This is a genomic window from Nautilia abyssi (assembly GCF_055388085.1).
The window spans coordinates 1,757,597-1,770,764 of the sequence record NZ_AP042376.1; the positions used below are offsets into that span (position 1 = coordinate 1,757,597).

Annotated in this window: 16 protein-coding genes; 6 read left to right on the forward strand and 10 right to left on the reverse strand. The window is 35.6% G+C overall.

Features of this window, described 5'->3' with window-relative positions; translation table 11 throughout:
- The first annotated feature begins 1 nt into the window (after position 1).
- Both ACZ5EP_RS09195 and ACZ5EP_RS09200 read left to right on the forward strand, forming a co-directional pair.
- Positions 2-727 carry a class I SAM-dependent methyltransferase gene (locus ACZ5EP_RS09195; RefSeq protein ID WP_464508889.1) on the forward strand — a complete coding sequence of 242 codons (726 nt, stop codon included), beginning with the start codon at positions 2-4 and terminating at the stop codon, positions 725-727.
- Positions 717-1,532 carry a DnaJ domain-containing protein gene (locus tag ACZ5EP_RS09200; protein ID WP_127681567.1) on the forward strand — a complete coding sequence of 272 codons (816 nt, stop codon included), beginning with the start codon at positions 717-719 and terminating at the stop codon, positions 1,530-1,532. The genes ACZ5EP_RS09195 and ACZ5EP_RS09200 overlap by 11 nt, the downstream gene beginning before the upstream one ends.
- On the opposite strand, the gene radA is transcribed toward ACZ5EP_RS09200, so the two are convergent.
- From radA to ACZ5EP_RS09220, 4 genes are read right to left on the reverse strand one after another with little or no spacing between them, the layout of a single operon-like run.
- Positions 1,533-2,837, reverse strand: coding sequence for a DNA repair protein RadA (radA, locus tag ACZ5EP_RS09205; protein WP_464508890.1), 1,305 nt, complete (start codon positions 2,835-2,837; stop codon positions 1,533-1,535).
- A complete protein-coding gene (locus tag ACZ5EP_RS09210; RefSeq protein ID WP_127681563.1) occupies positions 2,830-3,075 on the reverse strand; it encodes a hypothetical protein in 246 nt (81 codons plus the stop codon). Before ACZ5EP_RS09210 ends, radA begins: the two co-directional genes overlap by 8 nt.
- Entirely contained in the window at positions 3,068-3,937 is an 870-nt protein-coding gene (ftsY, locus tag ACZ5EP_RS09215) for a signal recognition particle-docking protein FtsY (RefSeq protein ID WP_127681561.1), read from the reverse strand. The genes ACZ5EP_RS09210 and ftsY overlap by 8 nt, the downstream gene beginning before the upstream one ends.
- The gene (locus ACZ5EP_RS09220) at positions 3,937-4,356 is read right to left on the reverse strand and encodes a hypothetical protein (RefSeq protein ID WP_127681559.1); all 420 of its coding nucleotides are present in this window, start codon (positions 4,354-4,356) and stop codon (positions 3,937-3,939) included. Before ACZ5EP_RS09220 ends, ftsY begins: the two co-directional genes overlap by 1 nt.
- Before the next feature lie 43 nt (positions 4,357-4,399).
- Between ACZ5EP_RS09220 and ACZ5EP_RS09225 the strand changes: the two genes are divergently transcribed.
- From ACZ5EP_RS09225 to ACZ5EP_RS09240, 4 genes are read left to right on the forward strand one after another with little or no spacing between them, the layout of a single operon-like run.
- Positions 4,400-5,035 (forward strand): 5-formyltetrahydrofolate cyclo-ligase, encoded by a 636-nt coding sequence (locus ACZ5EP_RS09225; protein ID WP_464508891.1) that lies wholly within the window; start codon positions 4,400-4,402, stop codon positions 5,033-5,035.
- Positions 4,947-6,506, forward strand: coding sequence for a ribonuclease Y (rny, locus tag ACZ5EP_RS09230; protein ID WP_464508892.1), 1,560 nt, complete (start codon positions 4,947-4,949; stop codon positions 6,504-6,506). The genes ACZ5EP_RS09225 and rny overlap by 89 nt, the downstream gene beginning before the upstream one ends.
- 29 nt (positions 6,507-6,535) lie before the next feature.
- Positions 6,536-7,117, forward strand: a complete 582-nt coding sequence (locus tag ACZ5EP_RS09235) for an MBL fold metallo-hydrolase (RefSeq protein WP_127681555.1) — start codon at positions 6,536-6,538, stop codon at positions 7,115-7,117.
- Between the two features lie 18 nt (positions 7,118-7,135).
- Positions 7,136-8,110: a GGDEF domain-containing protein gene (locus tag ACZ5EP_RS09240; RefSeq protein WP_127681553.1), complete on the forward strand. Its 975-nt coding sequence runs from the start codon at positions 7,136-7,138 to the stop codon at positions 8,108-8,110.
- Here the strand turns inward: ACZ5EP_RS09240 and ACZ5EP_RS09245 are convergent.
- The 6 genes from ACZ5EP_RS09245 to ACZ5EP_RS09270 all read right to left on the reverse strand — a co-directional run bounded on the left by ACZ5EP_RS09245 (position 8,100) and on the right by ACZ5EP_RS09270 (position 13,162).
- A complete protein-coding gene (locus ACZ5EP_RS09245; protein ID WP_464508893.1) occupies positions 8,100-8,669 on the reverse strand; it encodes a class I SAM-dependent DNA methyltransferase in 570 nt (189 codons plus the stop codon). The genes ACZ5EP_RS09240 and ACZ5EP_RS09245 overlap by 11 nt on opposite strands.
- A 1-nt stretch (position 8,670) precedes the next feature.
- Entirely contained in the window at positions 8,671-9,612 is a 942-nt protein-coding gene (mnmL, locus tag ACZ5EP_RS09250) for a tRNA modification radical SAM protein MnmL/YtqA (protein WP_464508895.1), read from the reverse strand.
- Between the two features lie 68 nt (positions 9,613-9,680).
- Positions 9,681-11,018, reverse strand: coding sequence for an amidophosphoribosyltransferase (purF, locus tag ACZ5EP_RS09255; RefSeq protein ID WP_127681546.1), 1,338 nt, complete (start codon positions 11,016-11,018; stop codon positions 9,681-9,683).
- Positions 11,019-11,036: 18 nt separating this feature from the next.
- Positions 11,037-11,798 carry a 4-hydroxy-tetrahydrodipicolinate reductase gene (dapB, locus tag ACZ5EP_RS09260; protein WP_127681544.1) on the reverse strand — a complete coding sequence of 254 codons (762 nt, stop codon included), beginning with the start codon at positions 11,796-11,798 and terminating at the stop codon, positions 11,037-11,039.
- A gap of 1 nt (position 11,799) precedes the next feature.
- A complete protein-coding gene (gene trxB / locus ACZ5EP_RS09265) occupies positions 11,800-12,726 on the reverse strand; it encodes a thioredoxin-disulfide reductase (protein WP_464508896.1) in 927 nt (308 codons plus the stop codon).
- A gap of 52 nt (positions 12,727-12,778) precedes the next feature.
- Complete coding sequence (locus ACZ5EP_RS09270) at positions 12,779-13,162, reverse strand: hypothetical protein (protein WP_464508898.1); 384 nt, start codon at positions 13,160-13,162, stop codon at positions 12,779-12,781.
- Positions 13,163-13,168: the final 6 nt, after the last annotated feature.

A 13,168-nucleotide genomic window follows, 5' to 3' on the forward strand; every position in this document is an offset into this window, starting at 1 on the left:
GATGGACGTTAAAATATACGACAAGCTGGCAAAAAGATATGATTTGGCGACAAAAATTGTGAGTTTCGGAATTGAAGAGCTTTGGAGATGGATGTTTGCAAAAGAGATAAAAAAGCATATAAAAAACGGGATATTAATTGACGTTGCAAGCGCAACGGGAGAGATGGCAAGGGTGCTTGATTTTGACAGGATGTATCTGATAGAACCGAGTGCCGAAATGGTAAAAGTTATTGTTGAAAAATTCCAAAAACTCGGATTTAAAAAAGAGGATTTTGAAGTAGTGTTTGAAGAGAGCCCTCATATCAGAATGAAAAAGGGCCAAAAAGAAATTATTATCATTCAAGATACGGCTGAGAATGTGAAAATAGAAGAAAAAGCGGATTTGATTACGGCTTTTATGGCGCTTAGAAATTTTGATGATTTAGAAAAAGGTATGGAAAATTTAAAAAAATCTCTAAAGCCCGGAGGATATTTTGCAATTGTTGAAATGGTGAAAAGCGACAGCCTTTTTGCAAAACTGATACTTTGGTATATGAATAAAATAGTGCCGTTAATAGCGGGGATGATGCTTGGAATGAAAGAGGAATATAAATTGCTAGGTAAGAGTATCGATACGCTTAAAGAGGATGAAATAATAAAAAACTTAAAAGGGTTTGGCATTGTCAAAAAACAGAAACTTATTTTTCCTATCGCAACTTTAATAATAGCGAAGAAAGATGACGGATAGAGTATTTGAAATAAATATTGCTGAAAATATCGAAGTTGTTATAGATTCCAGGTTTAAAATTAAAGGATTTATAGAGTTTATAAGACTTTCTTTTAATAAACTGGAAATAAACGACAATCAGTATAAAATTTATTTTGATAAAAAAAACGTCAGAAAACACAAGCTTCTTTTGCAGGCTGTTGCCAATATGTATAAAAAACAAAAAGGGGAAGATGAGAATCTTCTGCATAAGCTTCTTTTAAACTATAAAAAAGACCTGGTTATAAAAATAAAAAAATACAGCGTCACTTTTGATGAAAAAGCCATTTATATAACAATAAGAAAACTCTCAAGCAAAGAGTTCGAAATACTTTTTGCCAATCCCAAAAAGCCGGTTTACAATTATATTAAGGGTCTTTTTCTGTTTGACCTTATTGATATGTCTGCAGACAGGCTTGTCGTTACTTTTAATGAAGAGTCTCAGCGAATAGTAAGCGCTCTAGCCTCAAAACATTCGATTATGGGTTATAAAATTATATTTAATATTGATGAAAACGAGTTTTCGTATTCAAAGTCGTTCAGTGTGGAAGGTTCGCTTAAAGAGTATCTGAACAAGGTAAGAAACGCTTTGGAGCTTTTTGGAGTTTCTACTATATATGAATTTGATAAAATCAAAAAAGAGTACAGAAGGCTCGCAAAAAAATACCATCCCGACGTTCACAGGCAAAAACCTGAATTAATTCAGAAAATTTACGCCAAAAAATTTACAAGGGTTAAAGAATCTTATGAGCTTCTTGAAGAATATTACAATCAAAAGGTTAAATAATTACATCCATTCAAGCAGTTTTTCAACTTCCTTTACTTCATAACATTTGATACTCTCTTCCAGAGGTCTGCTCGGAACAATTGCTTTTGAAAAGCCGAGATTGGCGGCTTCTTTTATTCTTTGATCAAGTCCAGGCACATCTCTTATGTCGCCAACAAGACTTACTTCTCCTATAAAAACGCTTTCTTTGCTTATTTTTCTGTCCCTAAACGAGCTGACTATCGCAGCCATTACGGCAAGATCGGCTGCAGGTTCGTTTATTTTTATACCGCCGGTTACGTTTATAAATACGTCGTACTGATTAAATGGGAGATTGAGTTTTTTTTCAAGCAGGGCTAAAATCATATTAAGTCTTGCCAGATCGAATCCCGTCGCACTTCTTTTAGGTATGGAGTAGCTCTCACTGACTAGTGCCTGTACTTCAAGCACTATTGGTCTCGTTCCTTCAAGTATGACGGTAATGGCGCTTCCCGGAAGTGCTTTTTTGCTGAAAAACGATTTGTTTTTCGCACTGGTAAGTCCTTGTTTTGTCATTTCGAATATTCCTATTTCGCTTGTTGATCCGAAACGGTTTTTAAACGCTCTTAGAATTCTAAGCTCTCTGCTTGCGTCTCCTTCGAAATACAAAACGGTGTCCACCATATGTTCAAGCACTCTCGGTCCTGCAATTGATCCTTCTTTTGTTATGTGTCCTATTATGAATACCGGTGTTTTGCTTTCTTTTGCAACTCTCATAAGTTCAAATGTGGCTTCCCTGACCTGTGATACGCTTCCGGGTGCGGATTGAAGGTTCTCAGAATATATGGTCTGTATGGAGTCGATAATAACCAGCTCATAGCCTTTTTTTATTTCGTCTATTATATTTTCTACGATGATTTCCGGCATTAAATATAAATCTTTGTTTTTAACTCCTAGTCTGTCGGCTCTGATTTTAATCTGTCCGGGGCTTTCCTCGCCCGCAACATATAAAACTTTTTTGTTTATATTTCCGGCGAGTTTCATCATTAGAGTGGATTTTCCGACTCCCGGGCTTCCTCCTATTAAAACGAGGCTTCCGGGCACTATACCGCCTCCTAATACCAAATCAAGTTCGCTGTCTCCGGAAGTAAATCTTTCAATTTCTTCTTTTTCAATTTCTTCAAATTTTAAAACACCGGCTTTTGGAGAGGAAGATTTTTTGTTTCCTTTATCCTCGGTTACTTCTACAAATGTTTCCCAGCTGCCGCATGCCGGACATTTTCCCATCCATTTAGCACTTTTGTATCCGCATTCGATACATTCAAAAACTGTTTTTTTCTTAGCCATTTATCGCTCTTTGTATGTTGAGGTTGTAATTAATCATCTCCTGTGTGCTGGATATCAGCAGAAGATATATGACTCTCCAAGTGATTATCGATACAACAAGGAGAATAATATAAAGCAGAATAATCCATTTATGTTCGTTTAAATCTATGTTGTCTTCATTTTTAAATTTTACGGTTACAAGCCCTATGAAAGCGAAAATTATTACAACTGATCCGAAATAAAAAATGATATCAGTCATAAAGTCCCTCTAAAATTCCTTCTATAAACTCTTCTTTATCAAATTTAACAAGATCGTCAGGTTTTTCTCCGACTCCTACAAACAGTATAGGAAGTCTGAGTTCATTTGCTATTGTAAATACGCTTCCCCCTTTTGCGGTTCCGTCCAGTTTTGTAATAATAACTCCGTCGACGCCGACTATTTCTTTAAAAACTTTTGCCTGGTTTATTGCGCTGCTTCCCTGTGTTCCGTCAATTATCAGAATGATTTTATGAGGAGCCTTTTCATATGCCTTTTTTGCAACGTTTACGATTTTTTTAAGTTCGTTTTGAAGATTTACTTTATTGTGCAGTCTTCCGGCCGTATCGATTATCGCAACATCTATGCCTTTTGCTTTTGCACTTGCAATAGTGTCGTATGTGACGGCTGCCGGGTCGTGTCCCTGTTTGGTTTTAACGATAGGAATATCCAGTATTTCCGCCCATTTTGTAAGCTGTTCTATAGCGGCGGCTCTGAATGTGTCCGCAGCGCCTAAAATTACGCTTTTGCCTTCTTTTTTAAATTTGTTGGCAAGTTTTGCTATTGTAGTTGTCTTTCCGGCTCCGTTTACGCCTATTATTAGAAATGTAAACGGTTTGTCGTCTATTTTTATTTCGTTGTTAGGAGTGTCAAATATCCATAACAGTTCTTTTTTCAGTTTTTCCCTGCTTACTTCTTCCGGAAGGTTTTCTATGATTTTTTCAACCAGATCATAATCCATATCCGATTCTAAAAGCGCTTCTTCTATAAGTTCTCTTGATAGTTTTTCTTTTTTTTGGCTGCCTACTACGCTTTGAAGCGCTTCTTTTGTTTTATTAAGACCTTTTTTTATAAATCCAAGCATTAAAATCCCTCCGCTTTTAAAATTTCATACGGTGTAAAATTTTCATATTTTACCGTTTTGTTTTTATCCAGTACGATGATAGTCGGGTAGTACTGTATATTAAAATATTTTTCTAAATACGCTGAATCGGTTTTATAATATTTTACGTTTAATTTTTTTAATACCAGCTCCTGCGCCTTTGAATATGAGCTGTTGTTATCGAAAAGTATTACCGTTTTTGTTTTAGGGTAAATAAGTTTGTTTTCTTTAAACTTCAATGTGAAATTATCAAATGTTATTTTTATTATGTCGTTTTCTTTTTGCGGTTTTTTTTGCTGTGACTGGTTTGTTTCTATGTTTTGATGATTTTCTGCCGGTTTGGTGTTTTTTGAACAGCCCGCTATAAAAATTATAAGAATAAATGTTAAAATATATTTCAATTAAACTCCTTTTTCGTAATTTTATCATATTAAGGCATAATAAATGGCAAAAGAAAATATGAATGAAAAAAACACATTCAGAAAAAAATGTTTAAAAATCTCAAAATACAACAGGTATTATTATTCTAAGAAAATCGGATGGAAACTTTATGAAGTTTGTAAAAGACATAAAAATATTCTTTTTTTCATTCCAATGAATACCGAAGTGGATATTCACTGGGTTTTAAGAAAGTTAAGAAGAGAAAGAAAGAATATTTTTGTCCCGTTTATGGAGGATTTAAGCTTTAAGATGGTAAAATATCAATTACCGCTTGTTAAAAAAAAATTTTCAATACTTGAACCTGTCAATAAACAGAAAACTTTGCAGAAAATTGATTTGGCTGTTGTTCCCGTTGTAGGATTAGACAGCAGTTTCAAGCGTGTTGGATTCGGAAAAGGAATGTATGACAGGTTTTTTTCAGCACTTGGATACAAACCCAGAATCGTTTTTGTGCAGTTGAGGTTATGTTACAGCAAAGATGTGATTACTGATATGTTTGATGTCAGGGCAGATGAATATATAAGTTTTAATATTTATAAAAGGAGAAAAAATGAGTGTACTGATAATTTTAGCCGTTATGATATTATCCGTTCTCGCGGGATTTGTCATAGCAAAAAAAATGGATGCGGCAAAATATGAGATTTATGTAGAGCAGGCTAAAGCAAAAGCAAAAGCCATAGAACATGAAGCCGAAATTTTGCTTGAAAACACGAAAACAAAAGCAAAAGAGATGGAACTTGAGGCAAAAAACGCTTATGAACTGCAGGAAATGAAGCTTCAGCAGGAGTATGAGAACAAATTAAACGAGATACTTAAAAAAGAGCAGGAAATTGAAGAGCTTATAGAAAAACATATGAAAAAAGACGAAGAGCTGCAAAAAAAACTTGATGCAATTTCAAAAGAAAGAGAAGCTGTTGAAAAATTAAAAGAACAGTACAGACAAAAACTTGTAGAAGCTCAGAAAATTTTAGAAAACGGTGCAGGGCTTACCAAAGAAGAAGCAAAAGAGATACTTCTTAAGAAAACAGAGGAAGAATTAAGAGACGAAACAGCCCACCTTACAAGAAAAATTCTTAAAGAAGCTGAAAATGACGCAAAACGAAAAGCCGAATTTATTATCGCCCAGGCAACAACCAGATATGCCGGAGATTTTGCTGGAGAAAGACTGATTAACGTTGTACCTATAGGCGATGATGAAATGAAAGGCAGAATTATCGGGAAAGAAGGTAAAAACGTAAAAACACTTGAAATGGTAACGGGATGCGATATTATTATCGACGATACTCCCGGAGCCGTAACGGTCAGCAGTTTTAATATCTACAGAAGACAGATTGCGGTAGAGACGATTAAGAGACTCGTAGAAGACGGAAGAATACAGCCTGCAAGAATTGAGGAAATTTATGAAAAAGTGACTCAGGAATTCGAAGAAAAAGTCACAAAAGAAGGCGAAGAGATATTAATTGATTTAGGTCTGTCAAATGCGGGAATCCATCCTGAGATCGTAAAACTTATAGGAAGGCTGAAATTCAGGGCAAGTTACGGTCAAAATGCGCTTGCCCACTCTCTTGAAGTTGCTCATCTTGCCGGAATAATGGCTGCTGAAATGGGCGGTGACGAACTGCTTGCAAAAAGGGCAGGGCTGCTTCATGATATAGGAAAAGCCTTAACTCATGATTTCGGCGGAGACCATGTAACTCTCGGATATGATTTATGTAAAAGATATAAAGAACCTGAAGTGGTGCTAAATGCGATTAAAGCCCATCACGGACACGTAGAGCCTACAAGTATAGAATCGGCGGCAGTATGTGCAGCAGACGCTCTTAGCGCCGCAAGACCTGGTGCCAGAAGAGAAGTGCTTGAAGCGTTCCTAAAAAGAGTCGAATCGCTTGAAAATATTGCCAAAAGCTATGTAGGCGTAATAAATGCGTATGCTTTAAATGCCGGAAGAGAAATAAGGGTTATTGTGGAAGCCGATTTGATAAACGATGACGAAGCCGTGCTGCTCGCAAGGGATATAGCAAAAAGAATAGAAGAAGAAGTGAGTTTCCCTGGAGAAATTAAGGTAAACGTCATAAGAGAAAAAAGAGCCGTAAATTTTGCGGCGGCATAAAAAGTTTTCTAAGTCAGTAAAGGTATAGTATGGAAATTTTGGTAAAACCGTGCGGGGAGTTTTATACAAACTGTTACATTATTGATAAAAAGATAATTATAGACCCGGGAGTCGGAGCTTTTGAGTTTGTTAAAGAGCATGTTGAAAATCCCGTTGCAATAATAAACACGCACGGACATTTTGATCATATGTGGGATGATAAAAAAATAAAAGATCATTTCAATATCCCTGTTTATATACATAAAGAAGACGCTTTTATGTTAGAAAGCGACCCTTTCGGATATAATCCTCCTAAAGTAAGTCCTGATGTGCTTTTGGAGGAAGGAATTTATAATATAGGCGGATATGAAGTGCAGATCAGACATTTTCCGGGGCATACTCCCGGAAGCATTACTATAGAAATAGGCGATGAAATGTTTAGCGGAGATTTTATTTTTGACGGCAGTATAGGGAGAGTCGATTTTCCTTATTCAGATGCAAAAAAAATGAAACAGTCTATTGAAAAATTCCTAAAAATTAATTATGATAAGAGAATATTACCGGGACATGGACCGACAACGACTATAAATAAAGCCAAGTCGTTTTTGCCTATGTGGCTGGATTATTTGTAAATATAACAAGGGGCGGGGTTGTCTTCAATTGAAATATTTAAAAAGGAAACTGTAAAAGTACCTCTTATACTGTATCTTCTAATTCTTGTGTTTTATAAACTGTCTGATGTTTACGGGTTGGTATTTATTAATCCTTTTGTAGAAAAATACACTCTGTTTGCTATCGTTTCTCTCGTGTTATTGTATTTTTTGTATCTTAAAGACAAGCTTTCGTATAATCTGTTTATAGTGTTTTTTATTATAGCGGTAGGGTTGAATCTGCATTTTGTAATTTATTTTCAAACTCATGTGGTATACAGAACTATGTGGATTATAGCTTTGATTCCATTCGTTTATTTATATGCCGGCAGAAAGGTGGGTACGTTTTTTTCTGTTTATTTTCTTTTATTCGTAGTGGTCTCTTATTTTAACGGATTATTTAAAGATATTACACTGCAGGATCTTTTTGTTTATATTTTTTCTAATCTGCTTGTGGCGTCTATCAGTTATTTTTTTGTACTGAATCTGGAAAAATATACAGTGAAAATAGTCAAAGAAAACAAAGATTTGGAAACAGAAGCAAATACTGACGCTTTAACCGGTGTATATAACAGAAGAGGCTTTTTTAAAGCCATAGAAAACAGAAAAGGTATATTAGGGCTGTTTGATCTAGATAATTTTAAAAAGATAAACGACCAGTACGGACATAAATTCGGAGACGAATATCTTAATTATTTTGTAGATGTTTTGAAAGAAAATACAAGAAAAAACGACATAATAGGAAGAATAGGGGGAGATGAGTTTGTAGTTTTGTTTGAAAACAGTGAAATGACCGATATTAAAAAATGGGCTATAAAACTTTATAGGGAACTTGACAGTAAAAAATTTAAAAATGAGAAAATTTCAGTCTCTTCCGGTTTTAGCGAATATAAAGGCGATTTAAAAGAAAGTTTTATGGAAGCCGACAAAAAACTGTATATGTCAAAAAAAGTAAAAAACACTTTTACTTTTTAATATGTAGTAAAAATACGGGAAAATCTCTGTGTTTAGTTATTGTGTGTATTATTTTATAATCAATATCCCAGCTGCCAAAATATTTATTCAGCTCTTCTGAAGAAAAGCCGAAATGTGCTACGTCTTCGTTGCTTCTTGTATGAAAAGTTCCGTCTTCTTTTACAAGGTCTGCCAAGAAAGCCTCATTCGTTATTTCTGAAAGTTTATCGGACAATAAAGATATGTCTTTTATATGATGCATAGTCATTGAAGATATGACGATATCGTATTTTTCACTGATTTCAAATATGTCTTTAACCATAGCTTTTGCGTTAATGTTCAGTTTTTGAGCTTTTTGATTGAATTTTTCAACCATTTTTGCGGAGGTGTCTATTCCGGTAAGCTCTTTTACATAAGGAGCGATATTAATTCCGACAAGCCCGGTGCCGCAGCCGAATTCCAAAACTTTTTCATCTCCTTTTAAATAAGGAATAATGTTTTTAACAACTGCTTTTGCAAGGTTTACCCGTCTTGGTAGGTCGTCCCATGTAACTGCATCTTTATCGAATCTGTTTTTCATTTTAAAGTCTGATTCCCTCATCTCTTAGCGCTCTGTGTATGGCGCTCATTTGTCTGGCTTTATTTTTGCACCACTGCGGGGCAAGAAGATTTTCACTTCCGGCTGTCATTCTTTGAATTGATATGTGCCCAGGCAGTTTTTTTATTGATTTTACTAGTGTGTCTATATAAGTCTGTTCGTCTATAGGTGTAAAGTTTCCTTTTTTGTATTCCAGTGCCAAAAGGGTGTTTTCTGTAACATATAACGGATGAAATTTTATAGAATCTATATTAAGCTCAATAGTATCGTCCACGCTTTTTAACATGTCTTTTTGTGTTTCACCCGGAAGACCGAATATGAGATGTCCGCATACATTTAAGCCTAAATCTTTTGTTTTTTTGATTGTTTCTTTCACATTTTGAAAATCATGGCCTCTGTTGATCTTTTGCAGCGTTTCGTCGTTTGAACTCTGTATTCCGTATTCAACCCATATTTCATATTTTTTGCTGAGTTTCTCGAGGTACTGCAGTGTTTCGTTAGTAATGCTGTCAGTCCTTGTACCGATACTCAGGCCGATTACGTCCGGAAAATCAAGAGCCGTTTCGTAAAGGGTTTTTAATGTTTCAAAAGGTGCGTAAGTGTTTGTAAAACTTTGAAAATAAACTATAAATTTATTAGCTCCGTAGTATTTTTTTAATAGAGGAACAGTATTGAAAAATTGTTCTTTTAAAGCCGTTATCTGTTTTTGGAGAAGAGGATTTTCTTTGGAATTGAGATTAAGAGTAAATCTCTCTTTCGTGAAGTTTGGAGAAAAGCTTTCATTCTCGCAAAAAACACATCCGCCTCTTGCTACGGTTCCGTCAATATTAGGACATGTGAAACCCGGAATGGATATAGGTACTTTTTTAACATTAGTTTTAAATTTTTTCTTTAAATATTTTCCAAATGTATATAATCTATCCATCTATCCTCTTTTTTGCCACTTTATATCAAAAAGAGAAGATTTAATCAAGAAAAAAGAGAAAAAATCTCTTAAAGAATAGGGTAGTTGTCGTCGAAACATGCAAAACAGTAGTTTTCTTTTTTATCTTTTACCGCTTTTACTATTGAATCGATTGATAAATATGCAAGACTGTCTGCTTCAATATATTCTGTGATTTCTTCTATGGATTTTTTTGCCGCTATAAGTTCGTCTTTTGTCGGAGTGTCGACACCGTAATAACAAGGGCCTATGGTAGCGGGAGAAGCGATTCTCATATGTACTTCTTTAGCTCCCGCTTCTTTTAGCATTCTTACTATTCTTTTGCTTGTAGTTCCTCTTACAATACTGTCGTCGATTACTACAAGTCTTTTGCCTTCTATTTTATGTTTGATAGGGCTTAGTTTCATTTTTACTTTTAAATCTCTGATTTCCTGAGTAGGTTCTATAAACGTACGTCCTACATAATGGTTTCTCATTATGGCCATTTCAAAAGGTATTCCGCTTTCCTGTGCGTAACCTAATGCAGCCGCAACACCGCTGTCAGGAACGGGAACGACCATATCCGCTTCAACAGGCAGTTCACGTGCTAGTTCTCTTCCCATCTGTTTTCTTACGCTGTAAACGTTTTTGCCGAATATATTTGAATCCGGTCTTGCAAAGTAAATATATTCGAAAATACACTGTTTAGGAGTAGGTTCGAAAATCATTTCGCTTTTTATTTCATCGTGTTCAAAAATAATCATCTCTCCAGGTTTTACGTCTCTTACGTATTCCGCGCCTACGAGTTCAAAAGCGCAGGTTTCGCTTGCCACTATATAACCGCCTGATTTAAGTTTCCCTAAAGACAGAGGTCTGAAACCGAAAGGATCGCGTATTACGAACATTTTGCTTCTTGATAAAATAACAAGTGAAAAAGCACCTTTAATCTGTTTAACCGCATCGATGATTCTGTCTTTAAGTCTTTTTTTCTCATAGTTTTTTGCAATTAAATGTATAAGATTTTCGGTGTCCATATTTGTCTGAAAAATAGCTCCGATTTTAATAAGCTCTTCTCTTATTTCTTTTGCATTAACCAGATTTCCGTTGTGTACGATAGATATTTCACCTAGACCATATCTTGCAAATACAGGCTGGGCGTCAAGAATAGAATCGTCTCCCGCCGTTGAATATCTGGTATGGCCTATAGCCATGTTTCCCTTTAAAATCTTAAAATGGTCTTCTTTGAAAATCTGTGTTACAAGACCTCTGTCTTTGACGGTTTTAATGTGTTTGCCGTCACTACTGCTTATACCTGCGGCTTCCTGACCTCTGTGCTGCATTGCAAATAGAGCGTAAAAAGCCAGTTTGCTTGCGTTTTCATTTCCATAAATACCTACTACAGAGCACATTTGTTTTTCCTTCTTTTTTTATATTCCTAAAGCGTCGTTAATTGAATAAAGTCCCGGATTTTGATTTACAAGCCATTTAGAAACTTTTATAGCGCCTCTGGCAAAAGTTTCTCTGTTTGTCGCCGTGTGGTTAAGTTCTAAAAATTCACCGTCGTTATAAAATCCTACAGTGTGTCTTCCGACTACGTCTCCGCCTCTAACGGCAAATACTCCGATTTCATCTTTTGTTCTTGCTCCTACGTGGCCGCTTCTTCCTGTAACCATAACTTCTTTAAGTTCCAGACCTCTTGCTTTTGCACAGCTTTCAGCCAAAGTAAGAGCCGTTCCGCTTGGAGCGTCCACTTTATATCTGTGATGCTGTTCTACTATTTCAATATCAAAATCCTGGAGCTTTTCGCTAACCATTGATACCAGTTTATTTAATATTGCAACACCCAAACTCATATTGGTAGCATAAAGCACAGGCGCTTTTTTGCTTACTTCCATCATTAGATTTTGCTGATGGTCGTTTAGGCCTGTAGTAGCTATTACTAAAGGTTTAGGGTTTTCCAATGCGGCTTCAAGAAGATTTTGAGTCGCTGCCGGAGCTGAAAAATCAATAACAACGTCAGAATTTTCCAACAAAGTTTTTGCGTCATTGGTGATTACCGTGTTTTGTTCAAAGTCGATAGTCTGTTTTCCTTCAAACATAACGGCACCGATGCTGTCTTCCGAATTTTTAATAATATTAACAAGCAGCTGTCCAACCCTGCCTGTTGCGCCAACTATTCCGTATTTCATTTTAATCCTTTAAACTTTTAGCGTATTTTACCACATTTAAAGCTGCAACTGCACCGTCTCCGGCAGAAGCCACTACCTGTTTTACACTGTTTTCTCTTACGTCTCCTATTGCATATAGGCCCTCAAGTGTAGTTTTCATATTTAAGTCTACTTTTACTTCGTTATATTCGTTCAATTCGCATAAATCTTTAACAAGTGCGGAATTTACGTTCATACCTACGAATACGAAAATACCGTCAACCTTTAGTTCTTTTATTTCTCCGTCAGTATTGATAACTGCTGTATTTAAAAACGGCACTCCTTTTACTTTTTCAACTGTAGTGTTGTAAAGGATTTCTATGTTTTCTTTGTTTTTTACTTTTTCAACGGTAGCCGGAGCCGCTCTGAATTCATCTCTTCTGTGTATTAAGTATACTTTTTTCGCAATATTGCTTAAATACAGGGCTTCTTCAAGGGCACTGTCGCCGCCTCCTACAACCGCCACATCCATGTTTTTGTAAAAATAACCGTCACATACCGCGCAGTAGCTGACACCTTTGCCTATATATTCTTCTTCACCTTTAAATCCGGCTCGTTTTGGAGTTGCGCCTGTGGCTAAAATTACGGCTAATGATCTGTATTCGTTTTTAGGAGTTTTTATTATAAATCCGTATTTATCGTCTTGTATTTCATATCTGGAAATAGAAACTACTTCTTCGCTTATTATTTTTGCTCCGAATCTCTTAGTCTGTTCCGGCCAGCACTGCATAAGTTCGAGGCCGCTTTTAACTTCGCATACTCCCGGATAGTTTTCTATTTCACTGCTTTGAGTTATCTGTCCGCCCGGTGTGAGTTTTTCTATGATTAACGTATCTAAACCCATTCTTCCCGCGTACAGTCCGGCGCTAAGTCCTCCCGGACCTGCTCCTATAATTATTACGTCATACATTTTTGCTCCTTAAATTAACATTGATAAAAAGAAAAAGATCCTTTTATCAATGTCAATTTTGTATTACTTCTAGTGGGCTGTCCTGTTTATACAATTTTTTGTTGTATTGTTTAATATTTAAAACTACAGGTACCTGATAAATATTTAAAAACTGAATTATTTTAATTATAGTGTTTATTCCGGCGGTTGTATAGATTACACCGGGGTAATCTTTTCTTTGCTGATATATGTCTATTGCCAGGATAGGGTATTTTGTTTTTATTTTTGAGATTAAGTTTTGAAGGTCGTTCATTCTGGATGAAAATATTATTACTGTATATTCTTTTGCTTTAGGTTCGAAAATATTGTGTTTTTCATAAAGTATTATTTTATTAAAATCTAAAAATTTATATTCTTTGAATTTATAATTATAGTAGAAAAAGAAGGCTGCTACCATCAACGC